Source organism: Neiella litorisoli (assembly GCF_014773395.1).
In the GTDB taxonomy this organism is placed as follows: domain Bacteria; phylum Pseudomonadota; class Gammaproteobacteria; order Enterobacterales; family Neiellaceae; genus Neiella; species Neiella litorisoli.
Genome location: NZ_JACXAF010000037.1, coordinates 1 through 18,827 on the forward strand (window position 1 = coordinate 1; position 18,827 = coordinate 18,827).

Here is an 18,827-nt window from a genome sequence, read left to right on the forward strand (position 1 = left end):
AAAGAAAAAGGTCCTAACTGAAGAAGTTAAGACCTTTATATAGCCTGCGGAAGATCGGTCAACCGATCAGTTTGTCGTTAACTGATCGGCATTAGGAGCGCCTGCTCCTCTTTGTTATTCAGCGATCAACAGCCAATTAAAAGGTATTGACGTGAGAGACGTGTTCGAACGCTTCGATTGCCGCTAATAACTCGTCGGTCGGTTGCTGCTCAACATCCAAAATGGTGTAAGCCACTTCGCCGCGACTCTTATTCAGCATATCGATCACGTTGATGTTCATCTCAGACAACAACGCCAACACACTACTCAGTACCGATGGCACATTGTCGTTGGCGAAGGTAATACGATAACCTTCGCTGCGCTCCAAGCGTAGGTTTGGAAAGTTCACTGAGTTTTGAATATTGCCATTCTCAAGGAAGTCCATCAGCTGACGGGCCGCCATTTCTGCACAGTTGTCTTCCGCTTCACCGGTACTGGCACCTAAGTGCGGCAGTAAGATGACATCATTGCGCCCCATCAAAGCCGGCGATGGGAAATCACAAACATACTTGGCGATACGATCGCTTTCCAGCTCGGTTAGCACTGCAGCTTCTTCAACCACAGAGCCACGCGCAAAGTTCAGTAACACTAAACCGCGCTTAGCTTGCTCTAAATTTTCCGCATTGAGCATGTGCTTGGTGTGCTCATTACCTGGTACGTGCAAGGTGACGTAATCACAACGTGCCAACAAAGACGGCAAGTTATCGGCCCGCTCGACTTCTGATGACAACCGCCACGCGGCTTCTACCGACAACACTGGATCGTAACCCACTACCTTCATGCCCAGCGCTAGCGCTGCGTGCGCAATGTTGGCACCAATCGCACCAAGGCCAATGACGCCAAGGGTTTTACCGGTTAACTCTGAGCCGACAAATTTCTTTTTGCCGCCTTCAACTTTCTTGTTGAATTCGCCGCTTTCCAACGTCGTGTCCAAAGCCTGCGAGAAACTCGCTGCATCCAGCAGGTTACGAGAAGCCAGCAACATGCCACCCAGCACTAACTCTTTCACTGCATTGGCATTGGCACCCGGGGTATTAAACACCACAATGCCTTGCTTAGTGCATTCGTCCACAGGAATGTTGTTGACGCCAGCGCCACAACGGGCAATGGCTTTGACACTTTCAGGAAATGTTTCCTGATGCAGGTTGTGAGAACGCAGCATAATTGCATCTGGCTCACCAACCACACTGTCGACCTTATATTGTGCTTCAGGGAACAGCACTAAGCCTTTTTGGCTAATCGCGTTATAAGTACGAATAGAACGCATCTTTGATTCCTTTCTGTTGATTACGCCGCAGTCACTTGCTGATAGCCCCAAGCCAACCATGGCAGCATGGCTTCCAGATCCGATGCTTCAACGGTGGCACCACACCAAATACGCAGACCTGCCGGTGCATCACGATAAGCACCAATGTCATAGGCCACACCTTCAGCAGCCAGCAATTTGACCAAGGCTTTGACCTGATCGGCATCGGCATCAAGCTTCAAACACACCGAGGTGTTCGAGCGGGTTTCTTTGCTTTCGGCGAGAAAATCGATCCAATCGTTAGCCGCAACAAATTGCTCGACAACGGCCAAATTCTGTTGTGATTTGGCAATCGAGCCCGCTGCACCACCAATTGATTCAACCCAATTCATGGCATCAATGGCATCGGCCACACACAACATTGATGGCGTATTGATGGTGGCGCCTTCGAAGATCCCTTCGATCAATTTGCCACCCTTGGCCAAGCGGAAAATCTTCGGCAGTGGCCAAGATGGGGTGTAGCTTTCCAGACGAGCGACCGCTTTCGGGCTCAGGATCAAAACGCCATGGGCACCCTCACCGCCCAGTACTTTCTGCCAGCTGAAGGTGATCACATCAAGCTTCTCCCATGGCATTGCCATGGCAAATACTGCTGAGGTGGCATCACAAATGGTCAAACCTTCGCGATCGTCGCTGATGAAATCAGCATTCGGCACACACACTCCCGAGGTGGTGCCATTCCAAGTGAAGATCAGGTCATTGGCTGGATTAGCTTGAGACATGTCCGGCAGCTGGCCGTAATCGGCGGTATAGGTGTTGGATTCAATTTTCAGCTGTTTGGTGACGTCGGTCAGCCATTCTTTACCAAAAGATTCCCAAGCAAACACATCAACCGGACGCTCGCCGAGCATCGACCACATGACCATTTCCATTGCCCCAGTATCTGAGGCCGGCACAATACCCACACGGTAGTCGTCTGGTAGTTGTAACACTTTCTTGGTTTGCTCAATCGCTTGCTGCAACGCGGCTTTACCAATAGCCGAGCGGTGCGAGCGTCCCAAGGTGCTCAGGTCCAGCTGACTGGCATCATAGCCGGGTCGTTTGGCACATGGTCCAGATGAGAAGTTGGGGTTAGCGGGTTTAATTTCTGGTTTAGTCATAATGGCTTAGCTCCGCGACTCGTGGTCGCCCGGAATGACAGTTAATTGACAAAAAAGAAGGCGATTATAAAGAGGTTGGCGACGCAAAAATACTGATTCAGCGCATCTTTCTGCAAAAAAATCGCATAATTATTCACTCAAGTTCGGATTCAGCTGCGATCGGCATCTTCATATAACCGAGTCACGGTATCGGCTAGAATCGCAATACCTTGTTGGACATCGCTTTCAGGGCCGGCGTATGACAAGCGAATACATTGATAACGGTGGGACCACGGCTCATCCAAACCGGGGAAGAAATGCTCACCGGCGACCAAGATCAGGCCTTGGCGTTTCAGCAACTGATACAACTCGCGACTGCTGACCGGTAGCTCATCAAACCACAGCCAGAGGAAGATCGCCCCTTCGGGCTTGTGAACTCGGAAGCGGCTATCGGGAATGGCTTGTTTGAGCCAATTGGCAACGCGCTGGGCCCGTTGCTGATAGTAAGGCTTGACTACCTGCTCACTGAGCGCCAATAAATGACCTGACTCAGCCCAGTGTTGGGCGACAATAGGGCCAACGCTACCCGGCGCCAAGCCCATGATGCCATTGAGGTTACTGATTGCCTGAATAATGTCAGGCCTTGCCACCACAATACCGCAGCGAGCACCCGGTAGACCCAGTTTCGATAAGCTCAGGCACAGCACAATATTGTCATTCCAGATTGGCGTGACATCTTCAAACAGAATATTTGGGAACGGTGCGCCGTAGGCATTATCGAGCAACAGTGGCACATTGGCGTCTCGGCACATTTGATCCAGCTTTTGCAGCTCAGTGTCGGTAATGACGTTGCCAGATGGATTGGTTGGTCGCGACAAGCAAACCACGCCAATAGAGTCATCCAACACCATGTTGTCAAAATCTGGGTGGTACTTGAACTCGCGCTGCGGCAACAGTTCAATGGTTGGCTTGACGGTGACAAACAACTCCGGCTCTAGCCCTAGATCGCTGTAACCAATGTACTCGGGGCAAACCGGCAGCAACACTTTTTTCTTAGCGCCATCATCGGTGGTGCCGGCAAACAAGTTCATTAAGTAGAAAAAGGCACTTTGCGAACCATTGGTTAGGGCAATATGTTCAGCACCAATTGGCCAACCAAATTGCTCACTCAGTAATTGCGCCAGCGCCTGTCGAAAGCTGTCTTTGCCTTGTGGGCCGTCATAGTTCATCAATGAGTGGACCAGCGAACCATCACTCAGAGTCTGCTGCAAATGTTGTTCAAGCTCCGCCGTCACTTGCGGAATTTGCGCCGGATTACCGCCACCGAGCATCAGCATGTCGTCACCTTGCACGCCGGCATTCAGATCGTCCATTAACTCAGTAATGGCAGAGTGTTGCAGGAATTTGCTGGCGAAATTGGACTTCATGGTGAACTCTTGATTGGTCGAAAAGGAGCAATAGCATACTGCCCGACTCGGATATCAGCAAACCTCAGCCACACTGATTTGTTATCCAATTTTGCGCACTGTTCCTGATCTGCTCTAGTATTTGAAGCAACAAACTCAGGCATACTGTGCCGCCTAAACTCAACCCACTGACTTCAAACTAATTATGAAACGAGAACTGGCCATCGAATTTTCCCGCGTCACCGAAGCTGCAGCCCTTGCAGGATATAAGTGGCTCGGACGTGGCGATAAAAATAAAGCTGATGAAGCAGCCGTCAATGCCATGCGCATTGTCATGAACCAAATCGATATCGATGGCGAGATCGTCATTGGTGAAGGCGAAATTGATGAAGCGCCGATGCTATATATCGGCGAGCATGTTGGCCAAGGTGGCGATGCGGTGGATATTGCCGTTGATCCCATTGAAGGCACCCGCATGACCGCCATGGGCCAGAGCAATGCCCTAGCGGTATTGGCCGTCGGAGAAAAAGGGAGCTTTCTCAAAGCGCCAGATATGTACATGGAAAAGCTGGCCGTCGGACCGGACGCGAAAGGCGCCATCGACCTCAACAAACCGCTAATCGACAATATTATCGCCATTGCCGAAGCGCTCGATAAACCACTTTCCGAATTGACCGTTGCGACCTTGGCCAAGCCTCGCCACGATCCCATTATTGCTCAACTTCATGAGCTCGGTGTGCGAGTATTCGCGGCGCCAGATGGCGATGTTGCGCTATCCATTCTGACCTGTATGCCAAAGAGTGAAGTCGATGTCATGTACACCATCGGCGGTGCGCCAGAAGGCGTGGTATCGGCGGCAGTGATCCGCGCGATGGATGGTGACATGCAAGGCCGCTTAATGCTGCGCACCGAAGCCAAAGGCGATACGGAAGAACATCGCATTCTCGCCGGTTGGGAAGCGGAACGCTGCCAAAGCATGGGCGTGGCGCCTAATCAGGTGTTGACCCTGAATGATATGGCCCGCTCGGATCAGGTAATTTTCTCCGCCACCGGCATCACCAAAGGCGACTTGTTGGACGGCGTCACTCGTCAGGGTAATTTAGCCGAAACCGAAACTTTGCTGATCCGCGGCAAGTCGCGAACCATTCGCCGAATCCACTCAATTCACAACCTTGAGAAGAAATCACCTGATCTGCATCAATGGATTGACTAATAACCAACCTGTATGCGCTGCTGTGACTCACCTCCAGCAGCGATATCCTTACTGTTAACAAGCAGTTGTCAAAAAGTAAGCAAATAATTACCTATCGAATGCAATTATTTGATCTCGCCGTGTGTTTTTTTTAATCCACGCTATTATTGTGGTTAAAAAATATCCCCTCTTTTTGAGTGGAAATAAAAACACAAGGAAGCCAGACCATGACCCGCTTAATGCAACTAGGCAGTGTTCTCCTCTGCCTGCTGTTTTCAGTGTCCCTCCACGCTGCGGCCCCGAAAGCCCAAAGCCTCAAAACATTCAGTTCACTGTCAGAAGAAAGCCAACAATGTGTTGGTTGCCATAAAGACATCAACCTCGGTTTGTATCAGCAATGGGGTAAGTCAAAACACTATGGTGCCAACGTCGGTTGCTATGAATGCCACCAAGCTGCACCGAGCGACAAAGACGCCATTCAACACGAAGGCTACAGCATCTCGGTGATTGTCTCGCCGAAAGATTGTTCCAACTGTCACCAACAGGAAGTATCCGAATTTGCCAAAAGCCACCACGCCAAAGCGGGCCAAATCATCGGCTCACTCGATAACTTCTTAGCAGAAGTGGTCGAAGGTGCGCTGGTCTTTAATGGCGAGTCTCCAGCTGCCGTTTCTGGTTGCTGGCAATGTCACGGTTCTGAAATCAAAGTGCTGGATAACGGCGACCTCGATCCGGCAACTTGGCCAAATACAGGGATTGGCCGAATCAACCCAGACGGCTCTATTGGTGCTTGTAGTGCGTGTCACCAACGCCACGAATTTTCACTGGTGCAGGCTCGCCGCCCAGAGGCTTGTGGTAAATGTCACCTCGGCCCAGACCACCCGCAAAAAGAAATTTACGAAGAGTCTAAACACGGCATCAACTTCTACGCCCATGTTAATGAGATGAACTTGTCATCACCTAAATGGGTCGTTGGCGAAGACTATAATGCCGCACCAACCTGTGCCACTTGCCACATGAGTGCAACCCGCGATTTGCCAATCACCCATGATATCGGTGATCGCATCAGCTGGACCTTGCGCCCTGCTATTTCAGAAAAAGTGGACGCCAAAGCCATTGCTTCTGGCAAAAAGGTCAAGCCTTGGCAAGAACGCCGCGATGACATGAAAAACGTCTGCGTGGCCTGCCACACCAGCCAGTGGGTAGAGAACTTCTATCAGCAATTTGATGCCTTGGTGAACTTGTATAACGACAAGTTTGCTCGCCCAGGTAAAGCGCTCATGGATGTGCTGAAAAAACACGAACTCATTACCCCAACCGGCTTCGATGAAGAAATTGAATGGACTTGGTTCTATCTATGGCACCACGAAGGCCGTCGCGCTCGCCATGGTGCAGCAATGATGGCGCCGGACTACGTCCAGTGGCATGGCATGTATGAAGTGGCTGAACGCTTCTACATTGAGATGGTGCCGCAATTCCGCGAAATCGTCGAACATGCCGAGCATGAAGGTAAAACAGAAGCCGCAGCCGAAGCCAACAAGGTGCTGGATGAAATTCTCAGCCGCCCTGAACATGCTTGGTTCTCCGGCAGTGAGCCAGACTCCGTGAAGGCAGCGCGATTGAAAGCCCAAAAAGAGTTCAAGGCTCGCTACGCCAGCGAAAGTAAATAACGCAACCGGTTGAGGACAGCTTATGTCTGACAAAAAAAGCCGGTTCTGGACCCCCAGCAAATCTAAGTGGTTGCTGGGGATCCCCATCGGGGGCTTCGTCTTCGCCATACTCGGCGCGGCAGCCATGGTTGCATTCCACGTCACCATGGAAGCCAGTAGCACCAATGCGTTTTGCTATTCCTGTCACGTCGGAATGGACACCATTGTCGAAGAGTATGAGGCGTCACCGCACTTTAGCAATCGACATGGGGTCAAAGCCGATTGCGCCGACTGCCACATTTCGAAAGAGTTTGTGCCGAAAATGGAGACCAAAATTAAGGCCATTGCTGACATTTATTATCAGCTGATCGGCACCATTAACATGGAGAATTTTGAGCAGGAGCGCTTGCGCTTAGCCCAGCACGTCTGGGATGAAATGAAGGCAAACGATTCCAGAGAATGTCGCAGTTGTCACGAACCAACACGTTGGGATCTCGCCGCTGCGCCCACTCGGATCCGAGTCAACCATCAGAAAGTGCTCAATGGCGAAGGAACCTGCATCGACTGTCATGCCGGTATCGCGCACAAGCTGCCGCAAAAGCAGTAGTTGTGGTTAAGACCATGCGCCTAACGGAATATATGTCGGTTTAGACAAACTTTAAACAGCCTGCAACAAAAACAAACGCTTGCCCTGTCAATATCATCGGCAAGCGTTTTTTTATTTCAAAATCAGCAATATAAAATACCAAAAATGCCATTCCAAAATTAAGCCGGCAATTTGTTTGAGCGATTTCTCAGCTACTCGGACTTGTCTTTCACATATTTTTAACGTCGAATGGAGACACGAACAGCAAATGCAAGGGTTAGCCACGAGTGGCTTTGCAAATGAACGTACCTAAAACTCGAACGGAATATGTGGTCTCCATGCTTCGAGAGCGAATTCTCTCTGGAGAGCTGAAAGCTGGCTCAGCTCTGCGTCAGGCTGCGCTGGCAGCTCAAGTCGGAGTCAGTCGGATCCCAATACGTGAAGCGCTACTGCAATTAGAAGCAGAAGGTTTAGTCGAATTTGAACCTCACAAAGGCGCCACGGTTGCCTGCATGTCCAAGGCCATGGTTGACGATTTGTTTGAACTGCGGGCCTTGATTGAATGCGATTTGCTAAGTCGCTCGATTCCGCAAATGACCGAGCAAGATTTTGAATTGGCTGCGCACAGTCTCGATACCATGGAGCGCGCTTGGCAACGAGAAGACGCGATTGCCATTTGGAGCGATATGAATATGGATTTTCATATGAGCCTGTATCGTGCCGCCAACCGCCCCCATGTGCTCGAACTGGTGCGAACGTTAAACCATAATTCGGGTCGCTACGTGCGAATGAATCTGTTGCTAACTGGCGCCAAACCGCGCTCAGAGCTTGAACATCGCCAGCTCTTGGAATTGTGTCAACAACAACAAGTTGACCCTGCCTGTGAACTGCTGCGCACCCACATCCTCGATTCAGCAGCTGAAATCAAAGAGCTCATCAGTAACTAGAGCCTGAGCAGCATGTGATAACGGTCAAATTATAACCACCCCAAGCGGGTTCTCTGCACCAGTTTGGTACTCAGATCACGCCGCTCTTGACCGACTGGTCTAATCTCAATTCCTATCGGTGGCTGCTGACCACCATGACAAACGGGTTTGAGATATGAGCAAGCGTGAAATGGACGCGCTGTTAGATCAAATGATGCACCAGATGGATCGTATTACCACTCAATGGCAGCAATCTGAACATAGTTTTGATACGCCCGCCGAGCAGTGTCAGGAGCCACTGGCCACCAGACCTCTAACTGCTGCGGAATTCGAGGTGTTGTAACTCTGCAATCCAGCAGACGAAGGAAAGTAAAATGGCGGCTATCCCGCCATTTTAGTGTCAAGTTCAGCGATCAATTGCTGAATGGCAGTGCCCAGTGCGGCGCCAGAGTGGCGCACTACTCCACCGGTTTCATCCAGTAACGGCACAGTGCGGACGTCAAGTCGCTGTTTTAGCTGCGCCATATTACCCACATCAACAAACTCAGCATGCTGCGCCGCATAGCGCTTCAGCGCCTCGTCACTCGGTCTGGCACTATTGTAAAGAATGCCATCTAATTTCGAGCCCATGTAGCGCTCAACCGAATTGACATACCCTTCAAGCCGATAACCTTGGGTCTCGCCGAATTTGGTCATGATATTACTGACAAAGTACTTTTTCGCCTTGGCAAAATTGAGCGCTTCGGCCAACCCTTCGACCAAAAGATTAGGAATAATACTGGTGTATAAGTCGCCAGGCCCCAGCAAGATGATGTCGGCATTGATAATGGCATCGATCACCGGCAGATGGACGGTGACATCTTCACCATGATGAGGCACCAAAAACACCGACGAAATATTGGCCCGCTGCAGGTGACGTGGCACATCAATAGCCGCTTCACCAAACACCCGCTGACCGTTCGCTAGCTCCGCGACCAAGGTCACTTTATCGGTCGTAACGGGCAATATAGAGCCGCGTACATTGAGGATCTCCGCAAGCGCCTGAATGCCTTCAGGAAACGAGCCAGCATACTCGCTGAGCATGGTCAGCAACATGTTGCCTGCATTATGATTGCGTAAGCGTTCGCTTTTAGAGAAACGCTTTAATAACAGCTCATGGGCAACATCTCGCATCGGTGACATGGCCAAAATACACTTGAGCACATCACCGGCAGGCAATGCCCCGAGCTCACCTCGTAAAATACCGGTGCTACCACCAGAGTCGGCCATTGACACTATGGCGGTGAGATTAATACCGGGAAGATCGCGAAGACCAGACAACAGGGTGTATTGACCACTTCCCCCGCCAATAGTCACGATCGATTTGGGTTTTGTTCGCATAAAAATTCTGCATGTTCGATGCATGGCAAGTCATTTGCCCATACATCCGCTAATTGCATTCGCCAGACGATATTCAGCGCGGCAAGAAAATATAAATCACAGCGTAGCGGCAGTTTGAGCTGCTGGTCAAGCCACTAGACATGCTAAGGCCCGTTTCGCATACTAATTTCATTGCCAAACCCCGAATATGCAACGAAATGGAACATTTCTCCCAAACTCTGGCGCGAGCTGCCGAGCGCAAAGGCGGCGAACAAAATCTTTTTAACTTAGTCAGCGCGCCATTGCCGGAACAGCAACTACTGGCACAAACCGACGATCGCTGTTTGGCGATAATGACCAAGGTGGTTTTCCAATCCGGCTTTTCATGGCGTGTCATCGAGCAAAAATGGCAGGGCTTTGAAGACGCATTTTGGCAATTCGACCCACACAAACTGGTGCTGCTTGACGACAGTCATATTGAACGACTAATGAATGACACCCGCATTGTCCGCAATGGCCAAAAAATTAAGACGGTGCCACTTAACGCCCAATTCGTCCTCGATACCGCCAATGACCATGGCTCTTTCGCCCGGTTCATTGCGCAATGGCCCGTCGACGATATCACCGGACTCTGGCTGCACTTGAAGCAACATGGCGCACGACTTGGCGGCAACAGTGCCTCGTTTGTGCTGCGGCGCATGGGCAAAGATACCTTTGTACTGAGCCGCGATGTCACTGCTCATCTGATCGCCCAGGGCGTGATCGACAAACCGGTGACATCCAAAACCGCGCTTAAACAAGTACAGCATGCATTTAATACCTGGCAACAACAGGTGGCATTGCCAATGACCCAATTAAGTCAGATCATCGGCTTATCAGTCGGTAGTAATGAGCGGCAAGTCTAATGCGCAGCGCCCATGTGTTTAATGATCAGTTGGTCGAATCCCTGCTTGAGCAATCGCGCCAAGCGCCGCGTCAGCGCGCCCATTTGAATCTGCATCAGTCTTATCATGATCCGGTGCAACGATTTTTGATCGCCATGCAGCCAACCAGCTATGTTTGCCCTCACTACCATCCCGAGCCAGACAAATGGGAGCTGTTCACTGTCGTTCGCGGTGCTTTCAGCTTTTTTATTTTCGGTGATGATGGCACTATCAATGAACGCATCGAGCTGATTGCAGGCCACTCAAATTTTGGCTTGGAGCTCACCAGCGGTCAGTGGCACAGTGTCATTGCTAGGCAAACAAATAGTTTATTTTTTGAAGTGAAACGAGGCCCCTACTGCGCGAGCCGTGATAAGCTCTTCGCTCCGTGGGCCCCGAAAGAGGCGGATTTAAAGGCGCAGGATTACCGTCGTTGGCTAGTAAATGCCAAGTCGGGTGAGCGTTTTATGTGACTGCAGCCAACCCTCAAGCCCGAGTAACTAATTGACGCATTATGTACAACAACCTCGATGAACAAGCTTTAATAGCCGACGAACAAATGGTGACTTCAGATACCATTCTGGATGAACTGAATACCTTGCGGTCGCTTGTCCCTGAAGTCGAGGAGCTGTCCACCAAGTATCAAAATCTCAATCGCCTGCAAGAAGCCCTCTTTACCATTGCCGAACTATCCGGCCGCAATTTGGACCTCGACGATTTCTATCGCGGTCTGCACAACATCATGGCTAATTTGCTGTATGCCGAAAACTTTTATATCGGCTTAAAAGACAGCGAAGGAAACCTCAGCATTGTCTATCTAGCAGACCGCTACGACAACGGTAAGCATCTCGCGATCAGCTCCAAGCAGCTTGAATTGAGTATGACCGGTTACCTGATGCGCAGGCAGGAGCCCGTGCTGGTCAGCCGTAATCAATTTACTGAATTGGTTGAATCCGGCGAAATAATGCAAATGGGCTCCATGCCAAGCTATCTGCTCGGTGCTCCGATGATGTCCGACACCGAATGTATGGGCGTGGTCGTGGTGCAGAGTTATGAAGATAACAAAGCCTATGATACCCAAGACATGCAGGTGCTGGAGTTTGTTGCTCATCATCTGGCCCAAAGTATCGAGCGAGCCCACTACCGTGACAGCCTTGAAAAGCAGGTTGAGCTGCGTACCGCAGAGCTCACTCAAACCAATGACGAATTGCACAAAGAAGTACAAGAGCGGCAGCGATCAGAGCAACTACAACGGGCCTTGTTTGATATCAGTGAAATGGCCCATAACGCCGAGCACATGGACGACTTCTACAGTGCCCTGCACAAGGTTATTTCCAAGCTGATCACCTGTAAAAACTTTTATGTCGCGATTTTGGATCAAGACGGTGAAACGCTGTCATTTCCCTACCGCGTCGACCAATTTGATGCGCCACCCAAGCCGCGGAAGCTAGGTCGCGGCATGACCGAATACTTGATGACCAAAGCCCATGGCATGCTGTTGTCCCAATCCGACATTCGTGGCTTAGAGCAAGCCAAAGCAATTGAAAAGATGGGCACACCGGCACATTCATGGCTCGGTGTACCGCTTAAAGATGGCGCCAATGTCATTGGTGCCATTGTATTGCAAAGCTATGATTTGTCGCATAAATACAGTCAATCAGATTTAGAGTTGATTAACTTCGTATCGCGCCACGTCACCAGCGCCTTAATGCGCAAACAAGCGCAGGACAAACTAGAAAACCAAGTTCGCTTGCGCACCAAAGAGCTCGAATCTGAGATCACCGAACGACGCCGCATTGAACGCCAGTTGAAGCATGATGCTAGCCACGACAGCCTGACCGGTTTGCCAAACCGCATTGTGTTCTTACAACGTTTGCGAGAAGCCTTTGTCCGAGCGGAAAACTACCGCCATTACGACTTTGCAGTATTGTTCCTCGACTTGGATCGCTTCAAGCTGGTCAACGACAGCCTCGGCCACATGTCAGGCGATGAGCTGCTGAAAAAAGCCTCGTCGCGAATTCGCCGCTGTTTGCGCGGTCGCGATCTGATTGCTCGCTTAGGCGGAGATGAATTTGCCATTTTGCTGGAGCCAATGAAGTCGGAACAGGATGCCATTGGTCTGGCTCAGCGCATCAGCGCGTCCTTCGATCAACCCTTCTTCGTCAATGGTGAGCGCATTTTCACCGGCACTAGCGTCGGTATCGCCCTCGGCAACGATCGCTATCAGGAGCCGGAAGAATTGCTCCGTGACGCCGATGCCGCCATGTATCGAGCGAAAGCTCAGGGGCGTCGCCGCTACGTCCTGTTTGATGCCAGTATGCACGAGGAAGCGACCCGCGCATTGAAGCTTGAAAATGAGCTTCGTATCGCCATTGATCGTAATCAGTTTGAAGTCTACTACCAGCCCATTCTGTCGGGCGTCAATCGCAAACCAACCGCCATTGAGGCGCTGGTCCGGTGGCGTCACCCTGTTGATGGCTTGGTGATGCCTGGTCATTTCATTGATTTGGCAACCGAGATTGGCTTTATCAAAGAAATCGATTGGTATGTGCTTAATCGCGCTTGCTATCAACTCGCCGAGTGGCGCCAAAATCATCCCGAGCTGAAAGATCTGTCGGTTACCGTCAACCTTGCGAGTCAGCACTTTTCTCAGTCTTCACTACCCAGCCAAATTGCCAATGTGCTGGAAGTCACCGAATTACCTGCCAGTGCGCTGCGCTTAGAAATCACAGAGCACGCCTTGCTGGAAGATCAGGATAAAGTTCAAACCGTACTCAGCCAGCTCAATGAACTTGGTGTGCAATTATTAATGGATGATTTTGGCACCGGTTATTCATCATTGGCTTATTTGCACCGATTCCCCATCCATGGCGTAAAGATTGACCGCAGTTTCGTGACTAATATGCGTCATCAAGATGAACACATGGCCATTGTTCGAACGGTAAAAGCACTGGCAGATAACCTACAGCTGAAACTCGTTGCCGAAGGCATTGAGGATGAAGAAACCATGGTGCTACTCGAAGAACTCGGCTGCGATTACCTCCAGGGCTTCCACATTCAGCGCCCGATTAACCGCCGCGTCACCCTCGATTGGTTGCTAGAGCAATACAAAAATTAATGCTGTACCAGTTAGGAAAACGAAAAAGCTCGGTCATTGTGACCGAGCTTTTTAATTTAGACTAAGGCCTATTCAGCCACAAAACGAATGTTGTCAATCTGAATATGCATTCCAGTACCACCGCTACCTTCGAACACAACGGGGTTAACAATCGAGTTTAATGACATTTGACCACCAGCTAAGCTGTTTGAGGATTTGACAAAATCGTCAACTGGGATCTCATACGATTGAAACTCACCGCCTTCTGCCGGCAACCCGCCATACTGACTGAGATTAACATCACTAACATTTGGCCAACCGCTGTCCATTTTAACCAAAATCTCAGTATTGCTGCCCATGCTGATGACTTTCAGATCAAAGGTCATCTTGCCAACTGCATACGATGTCATGTCAAAGGTTTCCGGAGCAACCAGATAGACATTTCCGATATCTGCAAATGAAGCGTCAATAACGCCATCGGTCACTTGCATCAGGTCCGTACCGGGGAAAGTGCCAAGCTGATAACCAGTCGCTAGCGCATCATCAAATAACACGAGATCGGCAACTTCAGCCAAGCTGCTGAACGAACTTTCCAGCGGAGCAGACTGTTGATTGCTGCTGTCGATAGCAACCACTTGAACTTGATAATTGGTTTCAGGTTGCAGCAAGCTGATGGTCGCAGAAGTTTCCGCCACCTGCCATGTTTCTTCGAAGCTAGCTTCATCAGTCACTGTCACCTGATACCCTGTGACAGCATCATCATCAGTCGCGGCGTTCCACGAAAACTCAGCGCTAGTTTGACCAACTGCACTGACGGTCAAGGTACCCGTCAGGATTGGCGGTAAATCGGCATTGGCATCCAACGTCGAAAAACTCAATGTTGCCGCAGGAGACTGATTGCCAGCCCCGTCGAAAGCAACTACCTCAACCAAGTATGGCGTTGATGGCGATAAGCCGCTGAGGTTCGCTCGCGTCGACAATACGATTTGTTCGTCGATCAAACTTGCTCCTTCAAACAATTGCACTCGGTACGAGGCGATACGGACATCATCAGTAGCTGGCTGCCATTGCAGCGCTGCGGTCTCTTTGGCAACAGTTAGTGTGGCAAGGTCAGTCGGCATTGTTGGCGGCGATACATCAGAGTCATCCCCTTCCCCTGCTGTTTTATATGCATATGATCCCGGCCCTGCCTGCAACTTAGTCCCATCACTAAAAGTGATCTCCTTAGCTGAAGAGCTGAAGTTATAGGCAACATAGGTATTCAAATCATCCTTACGGAAGACCATCGCGGCAGGGTAGTCGGCGGTGATTTCACCGGTGCCACTATGCAACACACCTAGTGATTTCCAAGTATGGAGCCAATGGTATGTGTGTGCTTTGCTCTCGCCCTGCTCAGGGTTATAACTCGGCATACTCTCGTAATCAGCAATTGCTGCATCCGCATCAATCATGGCCCAAAGATTCCACCAAATATCTCGCCATTGATCTTCATCAAGTCCCGACGGCTTACCATTGCTGGATTCAGATAATCCCAAACGGACGTAGTCCGCCATGTAATCAGGGTATTGAGCCACATGAGCAGTCAAGGTATTAATTGGCAACCCTTGAATCCCCAATATGTGCGCATACAGTGGGCTAAACCAGGTTGAAAAGACCGCTCCGTCTCCCCAAACGATCGACGTGGTGATGCGGTCATAGCCTGACGGGAAGTTGTCGAAGTCCTCAGCCATGCCATTGTAGCCATCAATATTGTTCCAGTACTGCCAATAACTTGCCGAGGTAGATGCGTGTAAATACACGCCCCGATCCGCGATTTCTTGATTGCCGGTAATCAAGCCATACAGCACCATTGCACCATAGGCGTTGGCGGCTTCAGAAGTTGACTCATTGTTATTGCCACGGGCAAAGTTCACTGTACCTGATGCCCAAGAAAAGCCATTAGCAGGATCGAAATGGCGAAGGTGAGGGAACATGGAATCATCACGGTCGCCAGCATAATCACGGATCAACAACTCAATCATCGGGCCAAATTGCTCATCACTACACCAAGCACTATCAACCCGACAAATCTCCGCAGCGGCACGAACAAAATAGCCGTAATGGAAGTGATGATCATTGAGCATTTGATGAGAGGCGAATGATTCATCAACCCCCAACAACGTGTTCCACTCATGATCGTAAACAAAGTACTTGTCGGCATCCAGCACGCCGCCCGTCGATGCAGTGAACCAATCGGCTAACTCTGTTTTAAGCCAGTCAATCAGTTGATCGGCTTCGGTCATCAACCCAGATTCTCTGGCAACCGCCGCCAGTTCTGCGACCTTGCCGTAATTCTTGCCCGACCAATAGGTATCTGCAAACGTATTCCATTGTGATTCAGGCTGATTGGTAAAATCGCGCACTAGGCTTTCGAGCACGGCCGGATCATGTTGGCCGAGATTAGGCAATGACGGCAGCACACCAACATAAGGAATGCGGTACTCAAAACCTGAGGCTTTGGCAAACTTCGTCACGCCACGCGCGCTTCGCATGGAGTATGAGGTTGTTGGCAGATCAGAATTTTTCCAATGCAACGGCAGCATTCCAACCATCGTTTCGGTTGCGACCCCTTGCGCATCTAAATATTGGTGAGAGATGGTGACTTCCTGAGTGGTTGCAGCAACTTGGTAATCAATAATCACTTCGCTGATTTCATTGCGCGCTAATGCTGCAAAATCACTGATTGTAGCAGCCGAAGGATCGGCTCCGTTGTCGGCAGGCAATACCGCCAGCGTAAACTTGCCAGAATCATTCGAGAGAGTTATTTCATCACCAGCGACATTGTCAAACGTCGTCGTTCCCTCTCCTACGATCAAGAAATTCTGCCGGCCACCAGCCACTGCTGTCCAAACCCCCAGCTGATTATTGCCTTGATGAAATGTGCCTTTCTCTCCGCCATCACTGCGCAAAGTGCGAAGAACAGGCTCGCCTTCGTATGCAGTCACAAAAACATAAGGAGAACCATGAACAAAGGTTGCTTCCATAATCGCTTGGTTTTTTGCTTGCCATTCGACCGTTACACTGCCATCACTGGATGATTTCAGGAACGCTTCCATATTAGAGTGTTCAGAATTGCCGATGGCGATACCGTCCATGACTTCCGCGAAGGGGTCAGGAATGGTGTATTGAAAATTGATGCTATCAACAACACGTAATCCAGATGGCAAAGACAGAATACGCGCACCTCGATTACTAACCCGTGCCATTATCGGATCTGGCGTAATATAGGCAGCACTATTTGGATCGCCAATCTGCATTTCACCAAGAAACGACACCGACCCCCACCAACGATGAGCGGCGACAGGCTTTTCTGCTGCTGGGCCCGTTACTTGCGGATGTCGATAGGTAGGATTGCCAATCGGTTTACCATCAGCATCGCAACCAGCAACCCCAGGTTCCGTCACACCAGCGTTATAAATCCAATAACCGTAATCTTCGACACAGCCATAGCCCTCGGGATTAAACTCGGTTGCCACAGTTCCTAAGCCAAAACTCATCAGGCCCATTGGGTCTGGGTCCGGTGTTGGGTCTGGGTCCGGCGTTGGGTCTGGGTCCGGCGTTGGGTCTGGGTCCGGCGTTGGGTCTGGGTCCGGCGTTGGGTCTGGGTCCGGCGTTGGGTCTGGGTCCGGCGTTGGGGTTTGGTCCTTAGGTGGCTCGCTACTGGCCGGAGGCGAATTACTGGAACCTGAGTTACAACCAGCTAACAGCGATAGTAATATCGCGGCCGCCAAAGCTTTGGTGTGGGCGTTCATTATGCATCCTACTTGTATTGTTTTGTTGCTTTCGTGCTTGGTGAATTAATAATGCACAACCGCCCGCCAACAAGTAAGCGCTTTCATTAGTTTTCAAGAGGTATCTCACTGTTTAATATAAAATCAATGAATTAATAAACATTAAAAATGTAAGCGCATTCTTTCACTGAGATTGCAGCATAGAAAACAACAGAGCATGATATTTGGTTGAAGTATTAGTTTGACTTTACTACCTAGCACAGCTTCATCTGATGACTCAAAAACGCCGACATTCAGCGCCCGATTGACCGCCGCGTCACCCTCGATTGGTTGCTCGAAAACAGCAAATAGTAGCGGCTTTCGACTGCTATTCAGCCCTAGTTTGCTCGCCTCACGCATGAATGCGAATCATACGCATAATCTGTAACTTTATTACATTTAAACCATGCTCGCTGTAAGTCTATGTACTACAATATTTGAGCTAAACACTCTTAGAATCTGACTAAAGTAACATTTCTATCACAATCAACCTAAATGATTAATATATAGGCATAATGTGTAAATAAATTACAAAACAGCCAATAACCACACAAACACTATTGACTTAAATCAATTATTGCTATTAAATTTGACTCAGATTTGAAATTACTTTCCAAATACAACAACTGGAGATAGCAGATGATTGGTATCCAAATTACAGAAGCCGCTCAAGCAAACCTGGTTAACTCTTTTTGGCTCCTTGATGAAGCAAACAAAGAAGCTCGTTGCCTGTGTGCAAAAGCTGACTACGCTGAAGATGAAGTGGTAGACGTTGCTAAGTTAGGCGAATTCGAATACCGCGAAGTACCTGTTGAGGCACCTGCAATTCGTGAAGGTGGTCAGCACCTAAACGTCAACGTACTGACTCGCGAAACTTTAGAAGATGCAGTTGAGCACCCAGAAAAGTACCCACAGCTGACCATTCGTGTTTCTGGCTATGCCGTACGTTTCAACTCACTGACTGCAGAGCAGCAGCGTGATGTGATTGCTCGTACCTTTACTCAACGTCTGTAATCATCAGACCTTGAACGAAAAAAAGGCCGCTTTCGCCTGTCTCTTGATCACATCTCAGAGCTCAAGAGACTTGGCTAGCTCATAGCCTTCAAGGATGGTTTGTAGTTTGAACCATCCTTGCCACAATCGCTCCCAGCCCACGCGTCCATTGCGTTTCGAGTCATACCACCCAGCCAACTTGCCTAAACTCAGATAAGCCCAATGAACCGTTGGTGGTTTTCGTGGCGGTTTGGATTTATTCAGTTTCGACCACAGAAGCTTCCAGGCCAAGGGTGATAGGATGGTTTCGCAACTCTCTTTTTTTGCCTGCTCCTGATTCAACCCCAGATATCGTAACTGGTGCAGGCGGGCTGCGATAAAGGCCAGGATAACGACCATCTTTTCGAGATTCTCTTTCGTTTGCATACGTAAGTTTTCAACTTGCGCCCCGCCACTTTTCCAA

General features: G+C 49.9%; 14 protein-coding genes and 1 pseudogene. 9 read left to right on the forward strand and 6 right to left on the reverse strand.

What is annotated here, in order from left to right; translation table 11 throughout:
• Positions 1 to 136: 136 nt before the first annotated feature.
• From IC617_RS18400 to IC617_RS18410, 3 genes are all read right to left on the reverse strand, one after another.
• Positions 137 to 1,306 (reverse strand): 3-phosphoglycerate dehydrogenase family protein, encoded by a 1,170-nt coding sequence (locus IC617_RS18400; RefSeq protein WP_191146458.1) that lies wholly within the window; start codon positions 1,304 to 1,306, stop codon positions 137 to 139.
• Between the two features lie 20 nt (positions 1,307 to 1,326).
• Positions 1,327 to 2,445: a phosphoserine transaminase gene (locus tag IC617_RS18405; RefSeq protein WP_191146459.1), complete on the reverse strand. Its 1,119-nt coding sequence runs from the start codon at positions 2,443 to 2,445 to the stop codon at positions 1,327 to 1,329.
• A gap of 149 nt (positions 2,446 to 2,594) precedes the next feature.
• Positions 2,595 to 3,851 carry a valine--pyruvate transaminase gene (locus tag IC617_RS18410; RefSeq protein WP_191146460.1) on the reverse strand — a complete coding sequence of 419 codons (1,257 nt, stop codon included), beginning with the start codon at positions 3,849 to 3,851 and terminating at the stop codon, positions 2,595 to 2,597.
• A gap of 184 nt (positions 3,852 to 4,035) precedes the next feature.
• On the opposite strand from IC617_RS18410, the gene glpX reads away from it, so the two are divergent.
• The 5 genes from glpX to IC617_RS18435 all read left to right on the forward strand — a co-directional run bounded on the left by glpX (position 4,036) and on the right by IC617_RS18435 (position 8,526).
• A complete protein-coding gene (glpX, locus tag IC617_RS18415; protein WP_191146461.1) occupies positions 4,036 to 5,043 on the forward strand; it encodes a class II fructose-bisphosphatase in 1,008 nt (335 codons plus the stop codon).
• A gap of 206 nt (positions 5,044 to 5,249) precedes the next feature.
• On the forward strand, positions 5,250 to 6,692 hold the full coding sequence (locus IC617_RS18420) for a multiheme c-type cytochrome (protein ID WP_191146462.1): 1,443 nt from the start codon (positions 5,250 to 5,252) through the stop codon (positions 6,690 to 6,692).
• A gap of 22 nt (positions 6,693 to 6,714) precedes the next feature.
• On the forward strand, positions 6,715 to 7,278 hold the full coding sequence (locus IC617_RS18425; RefSeq protein ID WP_191146463.1) for a NapC/NirT family cytochrome c: 564 nt from the start codon (positions 6,715 to 6,717) through the stop codon (positions 7,276 to 7,278).
• Between the two features lie 278 nt (positions 7,279 to 7,556).
• Positions 7,557 to 8,204, forward strand: a complete 648-nt coding sequence (locus IC617_RS18430) for a GntR family transcriptional regulator (RefSeq protein WP_191146464.1) — start codon at positions 7,557 to 7,559, stop codon at positions 8,202 to 8,204.
• A gap of 154 nt (positions 8,205 to 8,358) precedes the next feature.
• Positions 8,359 to 8,526: a hypothetical protein gene (locus IC617_RS18435; RefSeq protein ID WP_191146465.1), complete on the forward strand. Its 168-nt coding sequence runs from the start codon at positions 8,359 to 8,361 to the stop codon at positions 8,524 to 8,526.
• Between the two features lie 38 nt (positions 8,527 to 8,564).
• On the opposite strand, the gene IC617_RS18440 is transcribed toward IC617_RS18435, so the two are convergent.
• Positions 8,565 to 9,563, reverse strand: a complete 999-nt coding sequence (locus IC617_RS18440; RefSeq protein WP_191146466.1) for a gluconeogenesis factor YvcK family protein — start codon at positions 9,561 to 9,563, stop codon at positions 8,565 to 8,567.
• 197 nt (positions 9,564 to 9,760) lie between these two features.
• On the opposite strand from IC617_RS18440, the gene IC617_RS18445 reads away from it, so the two are divergent.
• The 3 genes from IC617_RS18445 to IC617_RS18455 are packed head-to-tail and all read left to right on the forward strand — an operon-like array spanning position 9,761 to position 13,583.
• Positions 9,761 to 10,447 carry a DNA-3-methyladenine glycosylase I gene (locus IC617_RS18445; RefSeq protein ID WP_191146467.1) on the forward strand — a complete coding sequence of 229 codons (687 nt, stop codon included), beginning with the start codon at positions 9,761 to 9,763 and terminating at the stop codon, positions 10,445 to 10,447.
• Positions 10,447 to 10,938 (forward strand): WbuC family cupin fold metalloprotein, encoded by a 492-nt coding sequence (locus IC617_RS18450; protein ID WP_191146468.1) that lies wholly within the window; start codon positions 10,447 to 10,449, stop codon positions 10,936 to 10,938. Before IC617_RS18445 ends, IC617_RS18450 begins: the two co-directional genes overlap by 1 nt.
• Positions 10,939 to 10,979: 41 nt before the next feature.
• Positions 10,980 to 13,583: a sensor domain-containing phosphodiesterase gene (locus IC617_RS18455; RefSeq protein WP_191146469.1), complete on the forward strand. Its 2,604-nt coding sequence runs from the start codon at positions 10,980 to 10,982 to the stop codon at positions 13,581 to 13,583.
• Between the two features lie 68 nt (positions 13,584 to 13,651).
• Here the strand turns inward: IC617_RS18455 and IC617_RS18460 are convergent, their stop codons facing one another.
• On the reverse strand, positions 13,652 to 17,353 hold the full coding sequence (locus IC617_RS18460; protein WP_191146470.1) for a glycosyl hydrolase: 3,702 nt from the start codon (positions 17,351 to 17,353) through the stop codon (positions 13,652 to 13,654).
• Between the two features lie 657 nt (positions 17,354 to 18,010).
• On the opposite strand from IC617_RS18460, the gene grcA reads away from it, so the two are divergent.
• The gene (gene grcA / locus IC617_RS18465; protein WP_191146471.1) at positions 18,011 to 18,385 is read left to right on the forward strand and encodes an autonomous glycyl radical cofactor GrcA; all 375 of its coding nucleotides are present in this window, start codon (positions 18,011 to 18,013) and stop codon (positions 18,383 to 18,385) included.
• A 54-nt stretch (positions 18,386 to 18,439) separates the two neighbouring features.
• On the opposite strand, the pseudogene IC617_RS18470 reads toward grcA, so the two are convergent.
• Positions 18,440 to 18,827 (reverse strand): annotated as a pseudogene (locus IC617_RS18470) (IS4 family transposase); the annotation flags it as partial.

Bases quoted from the DNA above. Each gene is read 5' to 3' on its own strand.
- IC617_RS18400 (WP_191146458.1), bottom strand. From the start codon at position 1,306: ATGCGTTCTATTCGTACTTATAACGCGATTAGCCAAAAAGGCTTAGTG.
- IC617_RS18405 (WP_191146459.1), bottom strand. From the start codon at position 2,445: ATGACTAAACCAGAAATTAAACCCGCTAACCCCAACTTCTCATCTGGA.
- IC617_RS18410 (WP_191146460.1), bottom strand. From the start codon at position 3,851: ATGAAGTCCAATTTCGCCAGCAAATTCCTGCAACACTCTGCCATTACT.
- glpX (WP_191146461.1), top strand. From the start codon at position 4,036: ATGAAACGAGAACTGGCCATCGAATTTTCCCGCGTCACCGAAGCTGCA.
- IC617_RS18420 (WP_191146462.1), top strand. From the start codon at position 5,250: ATGACCCGCTTAATGCAACTAGGCAGTGTTCTCCTCTGCCTGCTGTTT.
- IC617_RS18425 (WP_191146463.1), top strand. From the start codon at position 6,715: ATGTCTGACAAAAAAAGCCGGTTCTGGACCCCCAGCAAATCTAAGTGG.
- IC617_RS18430 (WP_191146464.1), top strand. From the start codon at position 7,557: ATGAACGTACCTAAAACTCGAACGGAATATGTGGTCTCCATGCTTCGA.
- IC617_RS18435 (WP_191146465.1), top strand. From the start codon at position 8,359: ATGAGCAAGCGTGAAATGGACGCGCTGTTAGATCAAATGATGCACCAG.
- IC617_RS18440 (WP_191146466.1), bottom strand. From the start codon at position 9,563: ATGCGAACAAAACCCAAATCGATCGTGACTATTGGCGGGGGAAGTGGT.
- IC617_RS18445 (WP_191146467.1), top strand. From the start codon at position 9,761: ATGGAACATTTCTCCCAAACTCTGGCGCGAGCTGCCGAGCGCAAAGGC.
- IC617_RS18450 (WP_191146468.1), top strand. From the start codon at position 10,447: ATGCGCAGCGCCCATGTGTTTAATGATCAGTTGGTCGAATCCCTGCTT.
- IC617_RS18455 (WP_191146469.1), top strand. From the start codon at position 10,980: ATGTACAACAACCTCGATGAACAAGCTTTAATAGCCGACGAACAAATG.
- IC617_RS18460 (WP_191146470.1), bottom strand. From the start codon at position 17,353: ATGAACGCCCACACCAAAGCTTTGGCGGCCGCGATATTACTATCGCTG.
- grcA (WP_191146471.1), top strand. From the start codon at position 18,011: ATGATTGGTATCCAAATTACAGAAGCCGCTCAAGCAAACCTGGTTAAC.